The 25,570-nt window shown below is 69.8% G+C and carries 12 protein-coding genes; 9 read left to right on the top strand and 3 right to left on the bottom strand.

Annotation, left to right across the window (positions count from 1 at the left end):
- Positions 1 to 60 precede the first annotated feature (60 nt).
- Together QX204_RS18335 and QX204_RS18330 are read right to left on the bottom strand one after the other, a co-directional pair.
- Positions 61 to 1,440, bottom strand: a complete 1,380-nt coding sequence (locus QX204_RS18335) for a TldD/PmbA family protein (RefSeq protein WP_301908033.1) — start codon at positions 1,438 to 1,440, stop codon at positions 61 to 63.
- An 8-nt stretch (positions 1,441 to 1,448) separates the two neighbouring features.
- Positions 1,449 to 2,981 carry a TldD/PmbA family protein gene (locus QX204_RS18330; RefSeq protein WP_301900948.1) on the bottom strand — a complete coding sequence of 511 codons (1,533 nt, stop codon included), beginning with the start codon at positions 2,979 to 2,981 and terminating at the stop codon, positions 1,449 to 1,451.
- 195 nt (positions 2,982 to 3,176) lie between these two features.
- Here QX204_RS18330 and QX204_RS18325 point away from each other — a divergent pair, with 195 nt between their 5' ends.
- On the top strand, positions 3,177 to 3,770 hold the full coding sequence (locus QX204_RS18325) for a TetR family transcriptional regulator (RefSeq protein WP_301908032.1): 594 nt from the start codon (positions 3,177 to 3,179) through the stop codon (positions 3,768 to 3,770).
- Here the strand turns inward: QX204_RS18325 and QX204_RS18320 are convergent.
- A complete protein-coding gene (locus QX204_RS18320; RefSeq protein WP_301900947.1) occupies positions 3,767 to 4,534 on the bottom strand; it encodes a TSUP family transporter in 768 nt (255 codons plus the stop codon). The two genes, QX204_RS18325 and QX204_RS18320, sit on opposite strands and share 4 nt — an antisense overlap.
- 55 nt (positions 4,535 to 4,589) lie before the next feature.
- Between QX204_RS18320 and QX204_RS18315 the strand changes: the two genes are divergently transcribed.
- The 8 genes from QX204_RS18315 to QX204_RS18280 all read left to right on the top strand — a co-directional run bounded on the left by QX204_RS18315 (position 4,590) and on the right by QX204_RS18280 (position 25,533).
- Entirely contained in the window at positions 4,590 to 5,765 is a 1,176-nt protein-coding gene (locus QX204_RS18315) for a sensor histidine kinase (protein ID WP_301900946.1), read from the top strand.
- Between the two features lie 67 nt (positions 5,766 to 5,832).
- The gene (locus QX204_RS18310) at positions 5,833 to 6,492 is read left to right on the top strand and encodes a response regulator (protein WP_301900945.1); all 660 of its coding nucleotides are present in this window, start codon (positions 5,833 to 5,835) and stop codon (positions 6,490 to 6,492) included.
- A gap of 72 nt (positions 6,493 to 6,564) precedes the next feature.
- Positions 6,565 to 7,056: an FxsA family protein gene (locus QX204_RS18305; RefSeq protein ID WP_194824879.1), complete on the top strand. Its 492-nt coding sequence runs from the start codon at positions 6,565 to 6,567 to the stop codon at positions 7,054 to 7,056.
- 60 nt (positions 7,057 to 7,116) lie between these two features.
- The gene (locus tag QX204_RS18300) at positions 7,117 to 7,320 is read left to right on the top strand and encodes a hypothetical protein (RefSeq protein WP_056809780.1); all 204 of its coding nucleotides are present in this window, start codon (positions 7,117 to 7,119) and stop codon (positions 7,318 to 7,320) included.
- 70 nt (positions 7,321 to 7,390) lie between these two features.
- The gene (locus QX204_RS18295) at positions 7,391 to 8,983 is read left to right on the top strand and encodes an amidohydrolase (RefSeq protein ID WP_301900944.1); all 1,593 of its coding nucleotides are present in this window, start codon (positions 7,391 to 7,393) and stop codon (positions 8,981 to 8,983) included.
- A 124-nt stretch (positions 8,984 to 9,107) separates the two neighbouring features.
- Complete coding sequence (lnt, locus tag QX204_RS18290; protein ID WP_301908031.1) at positions 9,108 to 10,676, top strand: apolipoprotein N-acyltransferase; 1,569 nt, start codon at positions 9,108 to 9,110, stop codon at positions 10,674 to 10,676.
- Positions 10,677 to 10,879: 203 nt separating this feature from the next.
- Positions 10,880 to 24,547 (top strand): non-ribosomal peptide synthetase, encoded by a 13,668-nt coding sequence (locus QX204_RS18285; protein WP_301900943.1) that lies wholly within the window; start codon positions 10,880 to 10,882, stop codon positions 24,545 to 24,547.
- Positions 24,544 to 25,533, top strand: a complete 990-nt coding sequence (locus QX204_RS18280; RefSeq protein ID WP_301900942.1) for an efflux ABC transporter ATPase subunit, DrrA-related — start codon at positions 24,544 to 24,546, stop codon at positions 25,531 to 25,533. Before QX204_RS18285 ends, QX204_RS18280 begins: the two co-directional genes overlap by 4 nt.
- The last annotated feature ends 37 nt before the right edge of the window (positions 25,534 to 25,570 follow it).

Here is a 25,570-nt window from a genome sequence, read left to right as displayed (position 1 = left end):
ATCATGCTGTCACGCGCCGACCATGGCGCAGTCGGTCGGGCCGGTGCGTGCCCGCACCCGCTAGGTGGCCTGGCTCACCGACGACATGTGGAAGTCGGGGATGCGCAGCGGGGGCATGGCGGTGCGGGTGAACCAGTCCTTCCACTCCCGGGGGAGGGTGATCTCGGTGGCGCCCGCTTCCGACACCCGTCGCAGCAGGTCGAGCGGACTCTCGTTGAAGCGGAAGTTGTTGACCGAACCGGTCACCTGACCGTCCTCGACGAGGTAGACGCCGTCACGGGTCAATCCCGTGAGCAGCAGCGTGGCGGGGTCGACCTCGCGGATGTACCAGAGGCAGGTGAGGAGCAGGCCGCGTTCGGTGCGCGCGATCATGTCGTCCAGCGACGCGTCGCCGCCGCCGGTGAGCAGCAGGTTCTCCCCGGGAACCGTTGCGGGGGCGGAGAATTCGGCAGCTGTGGCGCGCGGATAGACCAGCGATTCGATGACGCCGTCGCTGATCCAGTCCACCCGCTGCGCGGACAGTCCGTTGTCGAACACCGACAGCGACTCCGACGACGACGGCGTCGCCACGAACGGCCGATATTCCAGACCGCTCGCATTCGGGTCGGAGAACAGGGTCAGCGCGATGTCGCCGAGCCGTTCACCCATGCGCGTGCCACCGGCGCGGGAGAAGGCGGTGTGGCCTTCGTGCGCACCGCGGCCCTCCATGCTCCACGCCAGATAGATCATCAGATCGGCGACCGACGACGGCGGCAACAGCGTTTCGTAGCGGCCCGCGGGCAGCTCGATGCGGCGCTTGGACCAGTCGAGGCGTCGTGACAGCTCGGCGAGGAGGCCCGGGGTGTCGACGTCGGTGAAGTCGGCGGTGCCGACCCCCACCCACGCGCTCGCCAGGTCTTTGCCCTCGCCCCGCTTGCCGTTGATCTCCACCGAACCGGTGGGCTGACTGAACCGTCGGCGGATACCGGTCGAGGTGCCCAGCCAGGTGGTGTGCACCTGGTGGTGGGCGAAACCGTAGAGGCGATCGGTGCCGTCGAATCCGGTGGACAGCTCGCGCGCCAACCCGGTGAACACCTCGATTTCGGTGGCGCCGGGCGCCTGATCCCAGGTGGCGGTGTCGTCGTCGGTGGGTTCGAGCAGCGGCATCGCGTCGCGGGCGGGAGCCGCCGTGCGAGCGGCCTGCTCGCTGGCGCGCACCACGGCCTCGATCTCGGTGGGGTCGACGCTGGTGGAGCTGATGGAGCCGACCCGCGCGGTGTTCGGGCCGTCACGGAACACCGAGATCACCGCCCAATCCCGCGAGATCGACGAACCATTGGTGGTCATCGAGTTGCCGGCCCACCGCAGCGACGCATCGTGCGCGTCGGTGACGATCACGATCGCCTCGTCGGCTTTCGACGCCGCGAGCGCACGCTCGACCACCGCGCCCGCCGGGAACAGACCCTCGTTCACTGACCGCCCTCCGTCCGGGTATTGAGAATGTTGACCCCGCGCACCAGCACCGACGGGCAGCCGTGGCTCACCGCCGCCACCTGACCGGGCTGCGCCTTACCGCAGTTGAACGCGCCACCGAGCTGCCAGGTACTCGGCCCGCCGATCGCTTCCATCGACCCCCAGAAATCGGTGGTGGTCGCCTGGTAGGCGACATCGCGCAGTTGCCCGTCCAGTTCGCCGTTGCGAATCCGGAAGAAGCGCTGACCCGTGAACTGGAAGTTGTAGCGCTGCATATCGATCGACCACGACTTGTCGCCCATGATGTAGATGCCGTCCTGCACCCGGGAGATCAACTCGGCGGTGCTGGTGTCGCGTTCGGGATCGGGCTGCAACGACACGTTCGCCATCCGCTGGATCGGAACATGGTGCGGCGAATCGGCATACGAGCAACCGTTGGAGCGGTCGAGGCCCAGCCGCGGGGCGAACACGCGGTCGAGCTGGTAGCCGACCAGGACGCCGTCGCGCACCAGATCCCACTGCTGGCCGGCCACGCCCTCGTCGTCGTAACCGACGGTGCTCAAGCCGTTGACCTGGGTGCGGTCGCCGGTGACGTGCATGATCGGCGTGCCGTACCGCAGCGTGCCGAGCTGATCGGGAGTCGCGAACGAGGTACCCGCGTACGCGGATTCGTAGCCGATCGCGCGGTCGTATTCGGTGGCATGGCCGATGGATTCGTGAATCGTCAGCCACAGGTTCGTCGGGTCGATCACCAGATCGGTGGGGCCCGCGACGACACTGGGCGCCTTCACCTTCTCGGCCAGCCAGCCGGGGATCCGGGCGAGTTCGTCGCTCCAGTCCCATGTTCCGTCGGCGCCGGTGACGTACTCCCAGCCGCGGCCCGCGGGCGCGGCTAGAGTGCGCATCGTCTCGAACACCCCGGACGCGGAATCGACGGTGACCGCGGCCAGCTGTGGGTGCAAGCGCACCCGCTGCTGGGTGATCGACGAACCCGCGGTGTCGGCGTAGAACGTCTGCTCCTTGACCTGCAGGACCGAGGCGGTGACATGGTCGACACCATCGGCGGCCGACAGGCGTTCGGAATAGTCCTGCAGCAGCGCCACTTTGTCGGCCGTCGGCACCGCGAACGGGTCGAGGTCGTAGGCCGAGACCCACGAGACATCGTCGTAGCGCGGCTCGTCGGCCAGCTCGACGCGCTCGCGATTCAGCGAACGCAGCGCCCTCGCCACGGTCACCGCGCGGCGCGCGACCTCGGCGGCGATCTCGGGCGTGAGCGCGGCATGGGAGGCGAAACCCCAGGTGCCGTCGACGATCACGCGGACGGCCAGCCCCAGCTCGGTGGAGTCGGTGACGGCTTCGACGCGACCGTCGCGCAACCGGATCGACTGCGACACCAAGCGTTGCACGCGCAGATCGGCATGCTCGGCCCCGGCCGCGCGGGCCGCCGACAACGCGGCCTCGGCCAGGGTCGCGAGCCCGAGCGCGCGGAACTCCTCGTCCACATCTCTGGAAGTCGTGGTATCCCTCACCGCACCTACGCTAACCGGTGCCACCGACACATGTGTGCCGGAACCGCTTCCGGCGCACCGTCATGTCGGGTTGTGGTCGTGACGCGCGGACTCCGGTCATCCCGCGAGCGACGCCGAGAATGCCGTAGGGTCGCCGCCGTGCCGCCATCTGCCCTGCGTGATCGAAAAAGGGAACGAACCCGCCGTGCGATCCTCGTGGCCGCCGTCGAATTGTTCGAGGCCAGAGGGTATGAGGAAACGACCGTCGCCGAGATCGCGGCCGCGGCCGAGGTCGGCACCCGGACCTTCTTCAACTACTTCGCGAGCAAAGAAGATCTGCTCTTCCCCGAGAGCGACGAACGGGTTCGCGCGGCGGTCGCCGCCATCGCCACGCGTCGCCCCGGCGAGCGGCCGGTGGAAGTGTTGCTGCGGGCCCTGCGCGCCGCGGGCGACAATCCCGGCGAACGCCTCGTCGACGACATCAGTTCGCGGGTGGCCGCGCTGCGGGCACGGGTCTCGCGCACGGTCCCCTCGGTGAGCGGTCGTGCCGCGCACGCGCAATTGGTCGCCCAGCGCGAGATCGCCCATCAGTTGCACATCGCGTTCCCGCACGAACTCGACGAGGTCGGCGCCGCGGCGCTGGTCGGCGCCGTGGTCGGCGCGGTATCGGGGGCGCTGACCGTGCTGTTCCAACAGCCACAGCACGGCGTCGACGACGGCGAACGCCTGCACCGCAAGATCCACGAGACCACCTCGCGGGTCCTGCAGCCCTGGCTGGCCGCCTCCGCGCCCTCCGAGCCGGCCCGCTAACCGAACTGCTGCCACCCCAGGCGGATCACCATCACCACCACGACCACGAGCAACACGATCCGAACGAACTCGGCGCCCTTGGCCAGTGCCATCCGCGAACCGATCAGGGCACCCAGGACATTGGCCACCGCCATGCCCGCGCCGAGGCCCCACAGGATGTGGCCGGTCGCGCCGAGGAACAGCAGCGCACCCACGTTCGACCCGCAGTTGATCACTTTCGCCATCGCGGCCGCCCGCACGAACTCGGTGCCGAGCAGCGTCGCGAAGGTGATGATCAAGAAGGTTCCGGTGCCCGGTCCGAGCAGCCCGTCGTAGAGGCCGATCAGTCCGGACGCGAGGCCGACGACCAGGATCACCTTGCGCCGCGTCGGCGGATGGGTGGCCATCGTCAGGCCGACCGAGGGGCGCAGGGTCACGAACACCGCCACGCCGACGAGCACCACCATCACCAGGGGGATGAAGAGCTCGCGGTCGATCAGCGACACCGCCGCCGCGCCGCACGCGGCGGTGATCGCGGCGATCACCGCACCGGGCAGCAGGACCTTCCACTGCATCGGCACCCTGCGCGCGAAGGTCGCCACCGCGGTCGCGGTACCCGCCAGGGCGGCGAGCTTGTTGGTGCCGAGCGCGGTCTGCGGTGCGATGCCGGGGACGACGAGCAACAGCGTCGGCAGAATGATCAGCCCACCGCCGCCGACCACGGCGTCGACCCAGCCCGCCGCCGCGGCGGCCACCAGTAGGACCGTCCAGTCTCCGAGTTGCACGCGTTCAGGCAATCAAGATCACGGCCGGAAAGCCAGCCGGGGCTACGCTGGCCTCGTGCGCCGGTTCAGCCTGTGGCTACGCGGACGACCCATCGTCGCCGACTCGATGCTCGCGGGATTGCTCCTGCTGCTCGACGCCCTCGGGGTGGGCGACGAACGCAACAAGATCGTCTATCTGTTCTTCTCGGTGATCCTGCCGTTGCCGCTGATCCTGCGCCGGGTGTACCCGCGGGCGGTCTCGGCGGTGCTGCTGGTGTTGTCGCTGCTGAACACCCTGATCGGCTACCTGACCGATGAACACGCCGCCGACCACGTCGCCTTGATCGGCCTCGGGGTGATGCTCTACACGCTCGTCGCCTACGTCGGCCGACGTGAGGGTCTCATCTTCCTCGCCTTCCTCGCGCTCGACATGGCGTTGTCGGTCCTGCTGCTCGACCAGCCGAGGGGTGGAGATCTGGCGATGGCCGGGCTCATCTACGCGCTGTGCTGGACGCTGGCCGAGTTCAACGGCGCCCGGCACGCGTACGACTCCGAGGTCGCGGCCCGGCTCGCGGTCGCCGACTACGACAAGGAACGGCGCGCGCACGACGCGGTCGCCGCCGAACGCACCCGCATCGCCCGTGAACTCCACGATGTGGTCGCGCACGCGGTGAGCGTGATCATCGTGCAGGCCGACGGTGCCAAATACGCCCTGCGCGAGGACCCCGAAACCGCCGAACGCGCGCTCGCCACCATCGCGGGAACCGGGCGCGAGGCCCTGCGCGAGCTGCGCCGCACCGTCGCACTGCTGCGCACCGAGCACGCCCCGGAACTGCTGCCCCAACACGGCAGCGCGGGTATCGCGAAACTGGCCCAGATGATGCGCGAGGCGGGTCTGGCCGTGGACCTCGAACTGACCGGTGAACTCGACGACATCGCCCCCGAGGTGAGCCTCGGCCTGCACCGCATCGTGCAGGAATCGCTCACCAACACCCTGCGCCACGCGGGGACGGAGCCGAAGGCCGTGGTCCGGGTGCACCGCCGTGACGAGGACATCCTCGTCGAGGTCACCGACAGCGGCGGCGTTCCCGCGCAGGTGAGCCCCGGCGCCGAGATTCCCGGCACCGGGATGGGGCTGGTCGGGATGCGCGAACGAGTCGCGGTGCTCGGCGGCACCCTGAGCGCGGGCAGGCTCGACGACGGCCGCTGGCGGGTGCGCGCCGACCTCCCGCTGCGCACCGAAACGGACTGACCACTCGCCGCGGCCTGCGCGAAATAACGGGGGAACGCTGCGCGGCTGCGCGCGTTAGGGTGAGGCAATGCCGATCAGCGTGCTCGTGGTGGACGATCAGGAACTCATGCGGATGGGCCTGAAGATGGTGCTGGGCGCACATCCCGACATCGAGGTGATCGGCGAAGCGGGCAACGGCGACGAGGCCGTGCGGCGCGCGAGCGAGCTGCGCCCCGATGTGGTGCTGATGGACGTGCGGATGCCCGTCGTCGACGGGGTGACCGCCACCGCGCGGATCGTGGCCGCGGGCGAGGGTGTGCGGGTGCTCGTGATGACCACCTTCGACCTCGACGAACACGCTCTCGGCGCCCTGCGCGCCGGTGCGAGCGGATTCCTGCTCAAGGACACCCCACCCGAGGACCTCATCTCGGCCATCCGCAGCGTCGCCGGCGGTGACGCGGTGGTCTCGCCCAAGGTCACCAAGCGATTGCTGGACCGGCTCGTCGCCGAGGACCCGACGAGTCTGCGCGACCCGAAGATCCTCGACGTCCTCACCGCCCGCGAACGCGAAGTGCTCGAGCAGATCGCGGTCGGCCGCTCGAACGCCGAGATCGCCGCGGCGCTGTTCCTGTCGGAGGCGACGGTGAAGACCCATGTCGGCCGAGTGCTCACCAAACTCGGCTTGCGCGACCGGGTGCAGGCGGTGGTGCTGGCCTACGAGACCGGGCTCGTCCGGCCCGGTAGCTGAATACACGGTCCCGCTCGGGAGAAAAATCGGGCGCTCGTGCGTTGACGGGATAGATCGTCCGAAAGGATCGCCATGACCGCTCTGCTGTTCGTCCTCTACCTCGTCGTCGAGATCGCCGCCCTCGTCGGTCTCGCCCAGCTGATCGGCATCGGCTGGGCGCTGGTCGCGCTGGTCGCGGTGTCGGGCGTGGGGTTGGTGCTGCTCGCACGGCAGGGCAGGCGGGTGTTCGACCGATTCCGGCGGGCCTCACGCGGCGAGGTGACCGCCGAGAGCGCGGTCGCCGACGGCGTGATCGTCGCCACCGGATCGGTGCTGCTGTTCGTGCCGGGCCTGGTCACCGGACTCGTCGGTCTGCTCGCGCTGTTCCCGCCGACCAGGGCACTGCTGCGACCGGCGCTGGAGAAGCTCGGGACCCGGCGCTTCGGCCCGTTACCCTCGTTCGCGCCCTCGCCGTATCGCGGGATGGTGGTCGACGCCGACGGCGATGTGGTGGACGGCACCGTGGTCGGGCAGTGGTACGACGACGGTCACACCGCTGGCCCGCGCGCGCTCGGCCCCGCCTGAATTCGAAAAGGCTCCGAGCGACATGCCCTAGCTCGGCGGCGAAGGGTCTACAGTACCGACATGGCCACCGAGCAGATCACCGTCACGGTGAGCGAGGAACTGGCCGACGCGGTGCGTAGAGCGAGCGCCGCTGCCGGACAGTCGATGTCGGACTTCACCACCGCCGCATGGCGGTTGGAACTGATCGCCGTGGAGGCGGGCGGGCACTGTCCCGCCGGGTTCGGCGACGCCGAAGTGCGCGCCGCGCTGTCGTTGCCGACCTGACGCCCTCGCCGCCCGGCTGAGGCTGTCCCTGCCGAGGTGACGATCCGTCGATACGGCAGACTGGGGCATCGTGAGTACCCAGTTGCTGATCGGTGGTCGTTTCTACAGTTCCAGTTCCCCGGACGCGACCGCGATGGCGGTCACCGACGGCACCGTGGTGTGGCTGGGCGCTGAAGCGCCGGGGCGCGCGATGCATCCCGATGCGGAGATCGTCGACCTCGACGGTGCCTTCGTCGCGCCCGCGTTCGTCGACCCGCATGTGCACGTCACCGCGCTGGGACTGCAGCTGACCGGGCTCGACGTGAGCGGGGCCGGATCCCTGGCCGCACTGCTCGAGACGATCCGTGCGCACGCCGCGAACCAGCCGGACGGGGTGATCATCGGCGAGGGCTGGGACGACACCGCCTGGCCCGAACAGCGCCCGCCCACGGTGGCCGAACTCGACGAGGCCGCCGGTGCGGGCAGGTTCGTCTACCTGGCGCGCGTCGACGCGCATTCGGCCGTGGCATCCTCGGCGCTGCTCGACGCGGCGGGCGACCTCGGCGACGGATATCAGCGCGGCGAACTGCTGCGTGCCGACGCCCACCACCGGGTGCGCACGGTCGCCTTCGCTGAACTCACCCGCGCCCAGCGAGATTCGGCGCGCGAGGCCGCGCTGGACGCGGCGGCCGCGCAGGGCATCGTCGCTGTGCACGAATGCGCGGGGCCCGATATCTCCGGCCGCGACGACATCCGCGAACTGCTCGCGTTCGAACACGGCGTGGCTGTGCGCGCCTACTGGGGTCAGGCCGTGCGGACCGCGGACGAGGCGCGCGCCCTGATCGCCGAACTCGGGGTGCACGCGCTCGGCGGCGACCTGTTCGTCGACGGTTCACTCGGCTCGCACACCGCCCTGCTGCGTGCGCCCTACGCCGACGCGGCGGGCTGCGGCACGAGCTTCCTCGACGAAGACACCGTCACCGCGCATCTCCGCGCGTGCACCGAGGCGGGCATCCAGGCGGGCTTCCACGCCATCGGCGACGCCGCCATGGATACCGTCGTCGCCGGATTCGCCCGTGTCGCGGCCGAACTCGGAGGTCCGGCGATCGCCGCACGCGGGCACCGGGTGGAGCACGCGGAGATGACCGACGCCGCCGCGATCGAACAGCTCGCCGCGCTCGGCGTGATCGCCTCCGTGCAGCCCGGCTTCGACGCCGCCTGGGGCGGGCCCGACGGGATGTACGCGACGCGCCTGGGCGCCGAGCGCGCCGCGGGCCTCAACCCCTTCTCGGCGATGGCGGCGGCGGGCATCTCCCTCGCCATCGGTTCCGACGCACCCGTGACCGCCATGAAACCGTGGGAACAGGTGCGCGCGGCCGTGCACCACCGCACCGCCGGCCACGGACTGTCCCCGCGCGCCGCCTTCGCCGCCGCCACCCGCGGCGCCTGGCGAGCGGGCGGCGTGCGCGACGGCATGGCGGGCACGCTGGTGCCCGGTGCTCCCGCCTCCTACGCCGTCTGGGACGCGGGCGACCTCGTCGTCGCCGCGGCCGCCGATACCGTGCAGCGCTGGTCCACCGACCCCCGCTCCCGGGTGCCCGGGCTCCCACGCCTCGACCCGGGCGCCCCGTTGCCGACCTGCCTGCGCACCGTGCACAACGGCACCACGATCTACACCGCCTGACCCGCCGTCGGCACCGCGCCGACAATGAATCACGGAGCAGCACACCATGATCGACCCCGCCACGGCCCATCCCGACGCTACGACGTCCGGCGCCGCCGACCCGGACAAGGGACAGAACTCCACGATGATGCTGCGGATGCTGATGGCGACGGCGGGTGGGTTGTTGCTGTTCGGCAGCTTCCCGCCCCGCCCGTTCTGGTTCCTCGCGCCGGTCGCCATCGCCCTGCTCACCGTCGCGGTGCGCGGGCCGGGCACGCTGCGGGGTGGGTTCGGCTACGGGATGCTCGGCGGGCTGGCGTTCTTCGTGCCGTTGCTGCCATGGACCGGGATCTATGTCGGGCCGGTGCCGTGGCTGGCGCTCTCGACGGTGTGCGCGGTGTACGTCGGACTGTGGGGCGTGCTCGCCCGGTGGTTGAGCGCGCTGCCGGGCTGGCCGGTATGGCTCGCGCTGGCGTGGACCGCGAGCGAATGGCTCAGGTCGAGTTTCCCGTTCGGTGGATTCCCGTGGGGGCGTGTCGCGTTCGGGCAAGCCGACGGTTGGTATCTGCCGCTGGCCGCCTACGGCGGTGCGCCGCTGGTCGGCTTCGCGGTCGCGCTGACCGGCACCGGTCTGGCCGCCCTCGCCCTACGCCTGCTCGCCTGGGCACGCACCCCCGCGCCGCGCGCGAATACCCGCGCCGCGCGCATGGGATTTGCCACCGCCGTGGTGACCGTGGCTATCATGCCCCTGGCCGGAGTGATCCTGCGGCCGACGCTGCCCGCCCCGGATGCAGGCACCCGGACTATCACGGTCGCCGCCATCCAGGGCAGTGTGCCGCGGCTCGGGCTCGACTTCAACGCCCAGCGCCGCGCGGTGTTGGACAACCACGTCCGGCGCACCGAGGAGTTGGCCGACGCCGTCACCCGCGGACAGGCCGCACAGCCCGACATCGTGATCTGGCCGGAGAACTCCTCCGATATCGATCCGCTGCGTAATGCCGACGCCGCCGCGGAGATCACCGAAGCCTCGGTGAAGATCGGCGCCCCGATCCTGGTCGGCGCAGTCCTGGTGAATGGTGACCGCACGACCACCAACTCGGTGATCGTGTGGAACGGCACGGCCGGCCCGGGGGAGCGGCACGACAAGAAGATCATCCAACCGTTCGGCGAATACCTGCCGATGCGAGGTTTCTTCCGTTTGTTCTCTTCCTATGCCGATCGCGCGGGCTATTTCGTGCCGGGTAACGGCGACGGAACGGTGACGGCCGCCGGTGTTCCGATCGGGGTGGCGACCTGTTACGAGGTCGCTTTCGATCGAGCGTTTCGGGAATCTCTCGCCGCGGGCGCCCAACTGCTGACAGTGCCCACCAACAACGCCACGTTCGGTGAGAGCGAGATGACCTATCAGCAATTGGCCATGTCGCGGGTGCGCGCGGTCGAACACGGGCGTGCGCTCGTGGTCGCAGCAACCACCGGAGTCAGCGGGATCATCACTGCTGACGGCGTGCTCAGGCAGCAGACCGATCAGGTCGTCCCCGCCGCGCTGGTGGCTCAGCTACCTTTGCGCGACGCGACGACGATCGCTACCCGAATCGGCGCGTGGCCCGAATTGGCGTCCGTTATCCTGACCGCGATCGGCGTCGGGCTGGTGTTTCTTCGACGCCGCCGAGCGAATCCGGCGAAGACTGTGCGGATTTCGGACAATTCTGAATAAGCGGTTTGTTTCAACCCGGGGGAAGCGGCACGAAGTCGCTGCTGCAGGGGCGTAATCCAAAGAGATCGAAATAAATCCAACTCGGTAGCCATCCGGCTGCCGGAGTACTCCGAATCATGGGCGTGGTAAAGCCACGCCCTGGGTCCTCGTGTGCCCGGGCGCTGCTCGGGGAGTTGTGACACAAGGCAGAAACGGAGTGCTTGATGAGTTCTTTGGCCACCGACCACGTCAGCTCGAGCGTCACCGACGAGGACCCGGGCCAACCGTTCGCCCTCTCACCCGGTCAGACAGCACTGTGGTACGCGCAACGGATCCGGCCCGACATCCCGCTCACCATCGCCCATTACGTCGAACTGCACGGTGATCTCGATGTCGGGAGGCTGCTCTACGCGGTGGAGCGCTACGGCGCGGAATCCCAGGTGGGACATGTCCGCCTACTCGAGATCGACGGCGTACCCCACCAACGAGTGGACCCGACGTGGCGGCCCGGCTGGGCGCGGATCGACCTGCGCGGCGAATCCGACCCGCGGGCCGCGGCTCTGGGATGGATGAACTCCCACGCCAGCACCCCCATCGACATGGAGCACGAGCCCCTCACCATCAATGTGGTGTTGCGGGTCGGTGACCGGGAATGGTTCTGGTACGAGCGCGGACACCACATCGTCATCGACGGCTACGGCGCGATGAACGCGCTCTCGCGCACCGCCGAGATCTACACTGCCGTCGGCGAGCAGCGCGAACCCTCGGTCTCCCGAGCCGCCGCGCTCGTCGACCTCTACGCCGACGAATCCCGCTACCGTGAGTCCACCCGGTTCCGCGCCGACCGCGAGTACTGGATGGAACAGCTCGCCGGCGTGGGCGAGCCGATGACACTGTCGTCGGTCACCGCCGCGGGCGATCCCCACGACGCCGGTCGCCACCGCGCCACCGCGGTGCTCGACACCGACCTCGACACCCTGCTCACCGACGCGATCGCCACCCACGGTTCGGCCAACTCGGCCCTCATCGTCGCCGCGCTGGCCGCCTACGTCCGCTCGGTCACCGGCGATCCCGATGTCGTACTGAGCCTGCCGGTTTCGGCCCGTACCACCGTCGCGTTGCGCCGTTCGGCGGGCGTGGTATCGAACGTGGTGCCGCTGCGGGTCCGGTTCGACGAGCACACCACCGTCGCCGACGTCGTGCGCCAGACCGAACTGCAGATCACCGGCGCGTTGCGGCACCAGCGCTACCGCTCCGACGACATCCGTCGCGACTGCGGCTACTCCCGCGACGCGCGTGGCTTCTTCGGTCCGATGGTCAACATCATGCTGTTCCACGACGAACTGAAGTTCGACGATATCGCCGGCCAGGTCAACGTTCTCGCCACCGGACCCGTCGAAGACCTCTCGATCAACATCTACAACGGTGACGGCGGCCGCATCCAACTCGACTTCGAGGCCAACCCGAAGCTCTACGGCGAGTCCGAGAACGCGGCCCACCACGCCCGCTACCTCGACTTCCTCGCGCGCTTCCTCGCCGCCGACCCGACCACCCCCACCTACACGCTCACCGCGATCACCGCCGCCGAGAACGACCGGGTGCTGCGGGAGTGGAACGTCACCGAGATGCCGATGCAGGCCGCGACCCTGGTCTCGCTGTTCGAGGAGCAGGTGCGCCGCAGCCCGCACGCCGTCGGTCTCGAATTCGGTGACCGCACCATCGGATACACCGAACTCGGCGACCGGGTGAACCAGCTGGCGCGTGAACTCATCGCCCGCGGTGCGGGCCCGGAGACCACCGTCGGTGTGTGCCTGCATCGCAGTATCGATCTGGTCGTCGGGATCTACGCGGTGCTCGCGACCGGCGCGGCCTACCTGCCGCTGGATCCCGAGCATCCGGTCGATCGCATCGAAGCGGTAGTGGCACAGGCGGATCCGGTGTGCGTGCTCACCGCCGATCGTGACGGGGTCCGGCTGCCCGCGGGCACGGTCCGGGTCGATCTGGACGCGCTCGACGTGAGCGGCAACGATGTCGCGCCGATCACCGACGCCGACCGGCGCGCGCCCTTGCGGCCCGAGCACCTCGCCTACGTCATCTTCACCTCCGGCTCCACCGGTAAGCCCAAGGGCGTCGGCGTCACGCATGCCGCGATCGTGAACCGGTTGCGCTGGATGCAGGCCGAATACCCCATCGATCACACCGACGCGGTCCTGCAGAAGACCCCGGCCACCTTCGATGTGTCGGTGTGGGAGTTCTTCTGGCCGCTGCAGGTGGGTGCGCGCCTGGTGGTCGCCGCTCCCGAAGGGCATCGCGACCCGGCCTACCTGGCGCGGATCATCACCGAAAGAGCCATCACCACAGCACATTTCGTGCCGTCGATGCTGTCGCTGTTCGTCACCGACCCGCGCGTGCGCGGCGGGGCGGGGCTGCGCCGGGTGTTCTGCAGTGGCGAGGCGCTACCGGGCGCCACCGTGCGCGATTTCCATGCCGCGCTGCACGGTCCCGACGGGGGACCGGAGCTGCACAATCTCTACGGCCCCACCGAGGCCGCGGTCGACGTCACCTACTGGCCGTGCCCGGCCGACGCCACCACGGTGCCGATCGGTTCGCCGGTGTGGAACACCCAGACCTACGTGCTCGACGCACATCTGCGACCGGTGCCGCCCGGTGTCGCGGGCGAGTTGTACCTGGCCGGCGTGCAGCTGGCTCGCGGTTACCTGGGGCGCCCCGACCTGACCGCCGACCGATTCGTCGCCAATCCGTTCACACCGGGGCAGCGGATGTATCGCACCGGTGACCTGGCGCGCTGGCAGATCGCCGGCGGTGTTCTGGAATACCTGGGCCGCACCGACTTCCAGGTGAAGATCCGCGGACTGCGGATCGAGCTCGGTGAGATCGAATCCGCGTTGCTCGCCCAGGACGGGATCGCCCGCGCTGTCTGCGTCGCGCGCGCCGGGCGTACCGGTGACGACGAACTCGTCGCCTACGTGGTCGCCACGCGGGGCGCCACCGCGCCGGAGCCCACCGCCTTGCTCTCGACGCTGCGCCGCGGCCTGCCGTCCTACATGGTGCCCTCGGCGCTGGTCGTGCTCGACGAACTGCCGTTGAGCGCCAACGGCAAGGTCGACCGCAAAGCGCTGCCCGCGCCGGAGGTGGGTGTGCGGGTCACCACCGGCGCCGCGGCGCCGCGGACCGAACTGGAATGCGCGCTCGCGGAGATCTTCACCGAGGTTCTCGCCTTGGACGGCACCACGATCGGTGTCGAGGACAGCTTCTTCGACCTCGGCGGCAACTCCCTGGTCGCCGCCCGCGCGGTCGCCAGGATCAACACCACCCTGGACGCGAACCTCACCATCCGGGAAATGTTCGAGTCGCCCAACATCGCCGCGCTGGCCGCCTACATCAGCACCCATCGGCCCGAAACCTCCACGCCGAAACTGGTTCCCGTGCGCAGGCCCGAACAGGTGCCGCTGTCGCTGGCCCAGCAGCGGCTGTGGATCCTCAACCGCTTCGCCGAACACGCCGCCGCCTACAACATGCCCTTGGCCCTGCGGCTCACCGGACACCTGGGCCTCGACGCGTTGCGTGCGGGTCTGCGTGACGTGCTCGACCGCCACGAGAGCCTGCGGACCAGTTTCCCCGAGGGTCCCGACGGCCCGTACCAGCTCATCCACCCGGCGGCAGGGGTGGAACCCGAACTCGCTCCGGTGGACGTGTCCGCCGCCGAGATCCCCGCGCTGGCAGCGCAGGTGGCGGGGCGCGGTTTCGATCTGCGGACCGAGACACCGCTGCGGGTCGCGCTGTACCGGGTCGGCGCCGAGGATCACCTGCTGCTCGTGGTGCTGCACCACATCAGCGGTGACGGCTGGTCGGTCGCCCCGTTGGCCCGGGATCTGATGGTCGCGGTGTCGGCGCGCGCGGGCGGCGGCGCACCCCAGTGGGCGGCGCTGCCGGTGCAGTACGCCGATTTCGCGCTGTGGCAGCGCGAACTGCTCGGTGAGGAAACCGACCCCGAAGCGCCTATCGCGCGTCAGCTCGGGCACTGGCGCGCGACGCTGGCCGGGCTGCCCGATCAGCTCGACCTGCCGCTCGATCGGCCACGACCGATGCACCGTGGCACCGGTGGGGACACCGTCGAATTCGTCATCGACGCCGAAACCCGGCGTGCGGCAGCCGAACTCGCGACCGGTCGCGGGGTGAGCATGTTCATGGTGCTGCACGCGGCGCTGGCCACCCTGCTGGCCCGGCTGTGCGCGAGTACCGACGTCACCATCGGCACGCCCATCGCGGGCCGGTCCGATCCGGCGCTGGACGAGCTGGTCGGCATGTTCGTCAACACCCTGGTGTTGCGCACCGACGTGAACCTCGATGCCGGGTTCGACCGCATGCTCGACCTGGTCCGCGAGACCGATCTCGATGCCTTCGCCAACCCCGACGTGCCCTTCGAACGGCTCGTGGAACTGGTCAACCCCGATCGCTCGACCAGCAGGCATCCGCTGTTCCAGGTGATGCTGTCCTACGACCGCACTCCCGAGCTGCGCGTCGAGTTGCCCGGTGTCACAGCGGAACTGGTGCCGATCGAGATCGGTGTGGCCAAGTTCGACCTGCAGCTCGAGGTGCGCGACAACCACGACGACGGACCGCTGTACGCCGAATTCGGTTTCGCCACCGACGTCTTCGATCGCGCCTCGGTGGAGGCCATCGCCCGTCGGTTCACCACGCTGCTGGCCGCTGCCGTCGCGGCCCCGGACACGGCCGTCGGCGACCTCGACGTGCTCGATCGCCGCGAGATCGCCCGCCTGGTTCCGGTGGCCGGCGCGCCCGCCGAGCCTGCGTGCACGCTGGCCCGCCTGCTCAGTGACACCGCGCAGCACCTGCCCGACTCGGTGGCGGTGCGCTACCTCGGCTTCGACACCACCTATCGGGAACTCGACGAACGCTCGAACCGGTTGGCGCGCAGCCTGATCGCGCACGGCGCCGCCCCCGAATCGGTGGTGGCCGTCGCGCTGCCGCGCAGCCTCGAGTCGATCATCGCCATCTGGGCGGTCGCCAAAACCGGCGCCGCGTACGTGCCCGTCGATCCCGCCTACCCGAGCGAACGCATCGCGCACATGATCGGCGATTCCGGCGCCACGCTCGGGCTCACCCTGCCCGAACACCTCGCCGCGCTGCCCACTGCCACCGGCAAGCACCGGCGGGCGCCGGAGTGGATGGTGTTCGGGACGGCCGATTTCGAGGCCGACTGCGCGGTCCGCTCCGCGACCCCGCTGTCGGACGCCGACCGCAGGAATCCGATGCGGGCGGGTCAGCCCGCCTACCTCATCTACACCTCGGGCTCGACCGGCATCCCCAAGGCCGTCGTGGTCACCCACGCGGGCATCGCCTCGCTGGCCAGCGAACAGACTCAGCTGTTCAAGGTGACCGAGCACGCGCGCACCATGCACTTCTCCTCGCCCAGCTTCGATGCCTCGGTGCTCGAACTGCTGCTCGGGTTCGCCGCGGGCGCGACGATCGTCGTCGCCCCGGCCGATCTCTACGGCGGTGCGGAACTGGCCGGTTTCCTGCGCTCGGAACGCATCACCCACGCGTTCATCACCCCCGCCGCGCTGGCCACGGTGCCCGCGGGTGAGTTCCCGGCTCTCGGTACGGTCATCGTCGGCGGTGAGGCGTGCTCGGACGAGCTCGTCGACGCCTGGGCCACGAAATACCGCATGCACAACATGTACGGCCCGTCCGAGGCCACCGTGGCGGTCACCGCGAGCGCGGCCATGGTGCCGGGAGAGCCGGTGCCGCTGGGCGCGCCCGTGCGCGGCATGCGGTTGTTCGTCCTCGACGGCAGGATGAACCCGGTGCCGCCGGGGACGCCGGGCGAGCTGTATGTCTCCGGGCCCGGTCTGGCCCGCGGGTACCTCGGCAAGCTGGCACTCACCGCGCAGCGATTCGTCGCCAATCCGCACGGACGAGTCGGTGAAAGGATGTATCGCACAGGCGATCTCGTGGTCGCCGAGGTGACCGGCCGCCTGCGTTTCCTCGGCCGCGCCGACGATCAGATCAAGATCCGCGGCTTCCGCGTCGAACTGCGCGAAATCGACCATGTGCTGCGCGAACACCCGGGCGTGCGGTCCGCGCTGACGATTGTCCACGTCGACGAGCAGGGGCAGCAGCGGCTCGCGTCCTACGTCACCGCCGATGGCCCGGTCGAACCGGCCGCCCTGCTCGACACCGCCCGCAGCAGGCTGCCCGGCTACATGGTGCCCGCCGCGCTGGCGGTGCTCGACGCGATGCCGGTCACCCCGGCGGGCAAACTGGACCGAAAGGCGCTGCCCACACCGGAATTCGTGGTCAACGGTGGGTCGCGCGCACCACGCACGCACCTCGAGATGCGGGTGGCCGCGGTGTTCACCGAGATTCTCGGTCGCCCGATTCCCGGCGCCGAGGACAGCTTCTTCGACATCGGCGGCAACTCGCTGCTGGCCACCCGGCTCGCCGCCGCGCTGCACGCCGACTTCGAGGTGGACCTGCCGGTCCGGCAGATCTTCGAGGCGCCGACCGTGGCGGGCATCGCCCGGCTGATCACGGAAGCGCCCCGGACGCAGCGGGTGGCGCTGGCGGTACACACCCCGCGCCCGGGACGCATACCACTGTCGTTGCCGCAGCAACGACTGTGGTTCCTGAACCGATTGTCCCCCGAATCCAGTGCCTACAACATCGCATTCGTCTTGCGAATCGGCGGAGATCTGGACGTCGACGCGCTGCGGGGCGCCCTCACCGACCTGGTGGAGCGTCACGAAGTACTGCGCACGGTATTCCCGGAAGACCTCTCCGGCGCCCAGCAGGTGATCCTGCCGCTCGCGCAGGCCATGCCGGTGATCGAGGTCGTCGACTCCGCACCGGATCGGGCGCGGGCGGCGCTGACCGCGCTGGCACGCCAGGGCTTCGACCTCACCCGGCAGACGCCGTTGCGCGTGTCGTTGCAGCGCACCGCGTCCGACGAGCACCTGCTCGGCGTCGTCGTGCACCACATCGCCGCCGATGGTTGGTCGCTCGGCCCGCTGACGCGGGATCTCGCCATGGCGTACGTGGCGCGGACCGGCGGCACCGCCCTCGCGCACGCGCCGCTGCCCGTGCAGTACGCCGACTTCAGCCTGTGGCAGCGGGCCGTCCTCGGTACCGACGACGATCCCGACAGCATCACCGCCACCCAGCTCGCGTTCTGGCGCGAAACCCTGTCCGAGCTGCCCGACGAGTTGCCGCTGCCGTTCGACCGCCCCCGTCCGGTCGAACCGACCGGGACGGCGGGCACTGTGACCTGCCAGGTCTCGACGCCGCTGCAACAAGCACTGGCCGAGCTGGCAGGCGATACCGGTGTCAGCCTGTTCATGGTCGTGCGCTCTGCCCTGGCGGTGCTGCTGCGCAGCGTCACCGGCGGACGCGACATCCCCATCGGCACGCCGGTCGCCGGGCGCACCGATATCCAGCTCGACGATCTCGTCGGCATGTTCGTCAACACCCTGGTGCTGCGCTCCGATGTCGACCCCGACCGCAGCTTCACCGAACTGCTGCACGCCGACCGCGACAGCGAACTGGCCGCCCTCGCCCACGCCGATGTGCCGTTCGAACGCGTCGTCGACGCGCTCGGCCGGGAGAGCAGGGCGAGCAACCGGCACCCGCTTTTCCAGGTCGCGCTGAGCATGCAGGACAACCGGCCACCGACGCTGGAACTGCCCGGCCTGCGGCTGGACGCGCAGGAACTCGACATCGCGCTGGCCAAATTCGACCTGGAACTGCGGGTGGCGCCCGCCGACGAGGACGGGCTGCGGTTCGAGTTCGTCTACGCCGCCGAACTGTTCGACGCCGCCACCATCGACACCCTCGCCGAACGGTTCGTGCGGATTCTCACCCAGGTGACCGCCGACCCACGGCGACGCGTGTGCGATCTGGACCCGCTCACCGTGGTCGAACATCGCGAGCACGTCCCCGCACAGGGACCGGCCGCGGTCACCCCGGTCATCCTGGCCGACATTCTCGACGGCGCGGCGACGATGTATCCGCATCGGCCCGCGTTGCGCTGGTTCGCCGAGGGCAGTGTCAGTGGGGAAGTGGGCGAGCTCGACTACGCCGAAGTCGCCCGCCGGGCACACCGGCTCGGTCGCGCACTGATCGCGCGCGGGATCGGCACCGGCGACCGCGTGGCCGTCGGTCTGACCCGTTCACTGGACTGCGCCCTCGCCATCTTCGGCGTCGCGGCCTCCGGTGCGGCGTTCGTTCCCGTGGATCCGCGCTACCCGGCCGACCGGGTGCGGCACATGCTCACCGACTCCGGTGCGGGCGCGGTCATCACCGTGCGCGCCGACGCGGACGCACTGCGCGACGCCGCGGGCCCGCTCGACACCCAGTGGTTGCTGATGGACGACGACGAGCTGACCGCCGAACTGGCGGGCTACGACGGGGTCCGGATCAGCAACGCCGAGCGGATCCGTCCGGTACGCACCGCCGACCTGGCGTATCAGATCTACACCTCCGGCTCCACCGGTCTGCCCAAGGGCGTCGCCGTCACCCACAGCGGTCTCACCAGCCTCGCACTCGACCTGCGCGAACGCATGGGTCTCGACCGGTTCTCCAGGACGTTCTTCTTCTCCACGCCCAGCTTCGACGTCTCGGTGCTCGACATGCTCCTCGCCGTCTACTCGGGCGCGGAGATGGTGATCGGCCCGATCGACATCTACGGCGGTGACGAACTCGGAGCCCTGCTCGAACACGAACAGATCACCCACACCTTCCTGACGCCCGCGGTGCTGGCCTCCATCGATGCCACCCGCCACCCGCTGCCGATGCTGCGCGGTCTGATGGCCGGTGGCGAGGCGGTGCCACCGGACCTGGTGGAGAACTGGGCGCCGGGCCGACGGTTCGTCAACGCCTACGGCCCCACCGAGTTCACCGTCATCGCCGCGATGTCGGAGCTGCGGGTGGGTGTCCCGGTGGTCATCGGAACGCCTGTGCGCGGTTCACGGGCCCTCGTGCTCGACGAACGGCTGCGGCCGGTCGTCACCGGAGTGCCGGGCGAGCTCTACCTCGGCGGCGCCGGTATCGCGCAGGGCTATCACGAGCGCTTCGGCCTGACCGCCGGACGGTTCATCGCCGATCCGTTCGGTCCGGCGGGCAGCCGGATGTACCGCACCGGCGACGTGGTGCGCTGGACCGCGGGTGGGGAGATCGACTACCTCGGTCGCAGTGACCATCAGGTCAAGGTGCGTGGTTTCCGGATCGAACTCGGCGAGATCAGCGCCGTCCTCGGCAGCCATCCCGAGGTCCGCTTCGCGCACACCGAGGTGCGCCGGATCGCGGGCGACGATCGGATCGTCTCCTGGATCCAGCTGAACGAGGGCATCGACCCGGCCGAAGTGGCCGGGGTGAAGCGGCATGCGATGGTCCGGTTGGCCGGGCACATGGTTCCGGCCTCGCTGAACCTGATCGACCAGGTGCCGCTCACGCCGGTCGGCAAGCTGGACCGCACCGCGCTGCCCGAGCCGGAATTCACCGCCACCGCGGGCCGGGCGCCACAGACCGACGCCGAGCGGACCGTCGCGCGGGTGTTCGAGGATCTGGTCGGGGCGAGCGAGGTCAGCGCCACCGACAGCTTCTTCGACATCGGCGGCAACTCGCTGCTGGCCACCCAGCTGGTGGCCCGCTTGGCCGCGGCCAGCAATGTGCGCTTGGAAGTGCGCACCGTGTTCGCGACGCCGACTGTCGCCGAGCTCGCCGCGCTCATCGAGTCCGGACCGTCCGGCGACGAGTACCGACCGGACCTGGTGCCGCAGCGCCGACCGGAGCGGATTCCGCTGTCGGCGGCGCAGCGCAGGCTGTGGTTCCTCAACCGCTTCAACTCGGGCGCCGATGGCGCGAGCCAATCGTCGGGGGCCTACAACATCCCGGTCGTGCTGCGGCTGCACGGGACCGTCGACCTCGATGCGCTCATCGCCGCTTTGCATACGGTGCAACGTCGACACGAGACGCTGCGCACGGTGTTCCCGGAAAGCTCGGGCGAGCCCGAGCAGTTGGTGCTCGACCCGGCGATCGCCGCCGTCACCCTGTTCCACGCGACGGCCACCGCCCGCGAGGTCGAAACGGCCGTGACCCGTTTCGTCACCCCGGGATTCGACCTGTCGGCCTCCGTGCCGATGCGGGCGGCGCTGATCAGCGTCGACCACACCGGGCAGGCGGCGCCGACCAAGGCCAAGTTCGCCGTCGCCCGGTCGACCGAGCACGTGCTGGTGCTGGTCGTGCACCACATCGCGATGGACGGCTGGTCGCTGGAACCGCTCGCCGCCGAAGTGGCCGCCGCCTACCGTGGCATCCAGATCGGTGAACCGTTCGGCGAGCATATCCCGCAGATCCAGTACGCCGACTACACGCTGTGGCAGCAGGACCTCCTCGGTACCGAGGACGATCCCGATTCGCTGATCAGCAAGCAGCTCGACCACTGGCGCGGCGTGCTCGACGGCCTGCCCGAACTGCTCACCGTGCCCGCCGATCGGTCGCGCCCGCCGGTGCCCTCCTATCGGGGCGGCACCGTCGACTGCGCGGTCGACGCCGCGACTCACCGGGCGCTGCGTGGCATCGCCACCGCGAACAACGTCAGCATGTTCATGGTGTTGCACGCGGCCCTGGCGGTGCTGCTGCACCGGGTCACCGGCACCGAGGACATCGCCGTCGGCACCGCCAGCGCCGGCCGCGGGCATCCCGCGCTCGACGCGATGATCGGCATGTTCGTCAACACCCTGGTGCTGCGCACCGAGGTGACCGACGAGCGCGCGTTCGTCGATCTGCTGCGCACCGTGCGCGACGGAGACCTCGACGCCTTCGCCAATGCCGACCTGCCGTTCGAACGGCTCGTCGAAGTGGTGAACCCGGCACGCTCCCAGGCACATCACCCGCTGTTCCAGGTGATGCTCTCGGTGCGCAACACCCCCGTGCGCATGCTGGAACTGCCCGGCCTGCGGATCGAAGCGGTCGACGCCGACGCCGGCATCGCCAAGTTCGACCTGCAGTTCACCTTCATCGAAACCCAGACCGCCGACCGGGTGGGCGACGGCATCAGCCTGTCGGTGAACTACGCGGCCGATCTGTTCGACGAGGTCACCGCGCGCAAGCTCGGCGACCGTCTGGTCCGGTTGCTCACTGCCGTGGCCGCCGACCCGAACACCGCGGTCGGCGACCTGGCCTTGCTCGACGCGGTCGAGTGGACCGCGCTGGCGCCGGTGCACGGCGCCCGCGCCGATCAGCCGCAGACATTGCCCGCGGTCTTCGGTGCGGCCGTGGCTCGCTCGCGCGACGGCGTCGCGCTGTGCGCCGGCGACACGGTGGTCACCTACGACGCGCTCGACCGGTGGACCAACCGGCTCGCCCGCGTCCTCATCGGCCAGGGCGTCGGTCCGGAAACCCTGGTGGCACTGGGTATTCCGCGTTCGGTGGAATCGGTGGCGACCATGCTCGCGGTCGCCAAGGCGGGCGCGGCGTTCGTGCCCGTCGACCCGAACTACCCGGCACAACGGATCAGTCATATGCTCACCGATTCCGATGCGGCACTGGGTCTGACGCTGCTCGAGCACCGCGACCGGCTGCCCACCGACACCCGCTGGCTGGTCCTCGACGATCCGCAGACCAGGGCCACCGTGCTCGGCACCGACGACTCGCCGATCACCGACGCCGAGCGTGTTCGTCCACTGCGCCTGCACAATCCGGCGTACGTGATCTACACCTCGGGCTCCACGGGGACACCGAAGGGCGTCGTCGTCACCCACGGTGGTCTGTCGAACTTCGCCGCCGAGACCGCCGACCGCTTCGACGTGCGTCCCGGCAGCCGGGTGCTGCACTTCGCCACCCCGAGCTTCGACGCCGCGATGCTCGACATCCTGTTCGCGCTCGGTGGTGCGGCGACGCTGGTGATCTCCCCGGCCGGGGTGGTCGGCGGCGAGGATCTGCGGCAGGTGTTCATCCGGGAGCGGATCACCCACGCGTTCGTCACCACCGCCGCGCTCGGCACCGTCGACCCGGCGGGCGTGCACTCCCTTGCCCATGTGCTCACCGGTGGTGAAGCGCTGCCGCCGGAACTGCTCGCCCGCTGGGCGCCGGGGCGCAACTTCTACAACGTGTACGGCCCCACCGAGACGACCATCGTCACGTTGATGCCGCAGGCGATGAGCCCGCGGGGTCCGATCACCATCGGTGGGCCGATCCGCGGCGTCGCGGCGACCGTGCTGGACCGGCGACTGCATCCGACGCCGATCGGCGTCACCGGTGAACTGCAGTTGGCCGGGTCGGCGCTGGCCCGTGGCTACCTGAACCGGCCGGGTCTGACCGCCCAGCGGTTCGTCGCCGATCCCTATGGCGCACCGGGCGAACGGATGTATCGCACGGGCGACCTGGTGCGTTGGCGCAGCGGCGCGCGGTCGGCGCTGGACGTGGAGTACGTCGGCCGTACCGACCATCAGGTGAAGGTGCGCGGTTTCCGGATCGAACTCGGCGAGATCGACGTCGCGTTCGCCCGGCACGCCGATGTCGAGCTCGCGCTCACCGTCGGTCACACCACTCAGGCCGGGGTCACGGCGCTGGTCACCTATGTGAAGGCGCGCAACGGGTCCGCGCCGAGCGTGCCCGATCTGCTCGCCCACGTCGCCGGGCACGTGCCCAACTACATGGTCCCGCAGGCGATCATGCTGCTCGACGAGGTACCGCTGAGCCCGGTCGGCAAGCTCGATCGCGCCCGGCTGCCCGAGCCGGTGTTCACGGCGTCCGGTGGTTACCGCGCGCCCGTGACCGCCGCCGAGAGGGCACTGTGCGCGGTGTTCACCGAGGTGCTCGGGGTGGAGCGGGTCGGCGTGGACGACGGGTTCTTCGAACTCGGCGGCAACTCGTTGCTGGCCACCAAAGTCGTTGCGGCACTGCGTGAACAGGGCTACGAGATGCCTGTCCAGCTGATGTTCGGCGACGCCACTCCCTCGGCCATCGCGGCCAAGATCGACGGCGCCGACCCGGAGGCGGTGATCGAGGCGGCGACCAGTCCGGTGCTGCCCATCCGCCCGTCCACCAGTCCACACGACACCCCGCTGTTCTGCGTGCACCCGGCGATCGGTCTGGCCTGGTGCTACGCGGGACTGCTCGCTCATCTCGCCCCGCAGCGCCCGGTCTACGGCCTGCAGGCCCCGCACGTGTCCGGCGACGACAGCTTCACCTCGATTCCCGAAGCCGCCGGACACTATGTCGCCCATATCAAGTCGATCCAGCCGCACGGTCCCTACCACCTGCTCGGCTGGTCGCTCGGCGGCCTGATCGCGCAGGAGATCGCGGTGCAACTGCAGGAAGCGGGTGAAGACGTCGCACTACTCGCGATGATGGACAGCTACCAACTCGGTGACCGCTGGCTCGACACCTCGATGCCCAGCGTCGCCGATATCCTCGGCGAGTTCGGCGCCGACCTGGTCGACGGCGCACCGTTGCCCGCCGACCTCGACCTGCACGAAGCGGCGAATCTGCTGCGGACACAGGCGGGCCCGTTCGCCGCGCTCTCGGTGGACCACCTGCAACGCCTCTACACCGGGTACGCCGACGGCACCGTCATGGCGAACCGGTTCCGGCCGCGCACCTTCGACGGCGATCTCGTGTTCTTCACCGCCACGGCGGACGAGATCAACGCCGCCGATCCGAGCCGGTGTGCCCAAGCCTGGCAGCCGTTCGTCACCGGCAACATCCACAACCACGACCTGCCCTGCAGGCACGCGGCGATGACCACACCGGAATCGCTGGCGGCGATCGGCCCCGTGCTGCATCGCCACCTCGACGCGATCCCGGAGATCACCGTGTGCGGCAGCGGCCAGAAGGAGATGCATCCGTGAGTCTCGCGGTAGAAGTGCGTGGCCTGGCCAAGAGTTACGGCAAGGTGCGCGTCCTGAAGGAAATCGATCTGGAGATCCCGGCGGGCACCGTCTTGGGGCTGTTGGGTCCCAACGGCGCCGGCAAGACCACCACCGTGCGGATCGTCACCACGCTGTTGCGACCCGACGCCGGTTCGGTGCGGGTCGCCGGTATCGACGTGCTGGCCGATCCGGCCACCGCGCGCACCAGGATCGGGTTGTCCGGCCAGTACGCGGCGGTCGACGCGAACCTGACCGGGTACGAGAACCTGCGCATGGTGGCTCGCCTGTACGGAATGGGCCGCAAGCAGGCGGTCACCCGCGTGGAGGAACTGCTCACCGCGTTCGGACTCGACCACGCGGCGGGCAGGCGGGCGGGCACCTACTCCGGCGGTATGGCCCGTCGCCTCGACCTGGCCGGTGCGCTGGTGGCGCGACCGCCCGTGGTGGTGCTCGACGAACCGACCACCGGCCTCGACCCGCGCGGTCGCCTCGACATGTGGCAGGTGATCGGCGATCTCGTCGACGACGGCACCACCGTGCTGCTCACCACCCAGTACCTCGAAGAGGCCGACCTGCTCGCCGACCGGATCACCGTCATCGACAAGGGCACCGTCATCGCCCGTGGTTCCGCCGACGAACTCAAGACCTCCATCGGCGGCGACCGGCTCACCGTCACCCTCGCCGCCGGGCAGAGCCCGTGGCCGGCGATGTCGGTGCTGCACCAGGTGGGCGTCGGCGAACCCCTTCACGAACCCGGCAGCGACGAGGTGTCGGTGGTTGTCGGCAACGGCTCACGCACGATGGTCGAAGCGCTTCGCCGCCTCGACGACGCCGGGGTCTGCGTCCTCGACGCGACCGTCGTACGCCCGACTCTCGACGATGTCTTCCTGTCGCTCACCGGCACCCCGGCCGAGCCGATCCCCGAACCCGAAACCGACGATGTGCAAGAGGAGGTTCTGTCGTGAGTGCCCCCGAGGTCACGGTGGACGAGTACGAAACCCG

The sequence above is a fragment of the Nocardia sp. PE-7 genome (assembly GCF_030486425.1).
Taxonomy (GTDB): domain Bacteria; phylum Actinomycetota; class Actinomycetes; order Mycobacteriales; family Mycobacteriaceae; genus Nocardia; species Nocardia salmonicida_A.
The sequence above is the reverse complement of the archived record's forward strand: the minus strand, read 5'-3'. Positions and strand labels throughout refer to the sequence as shown.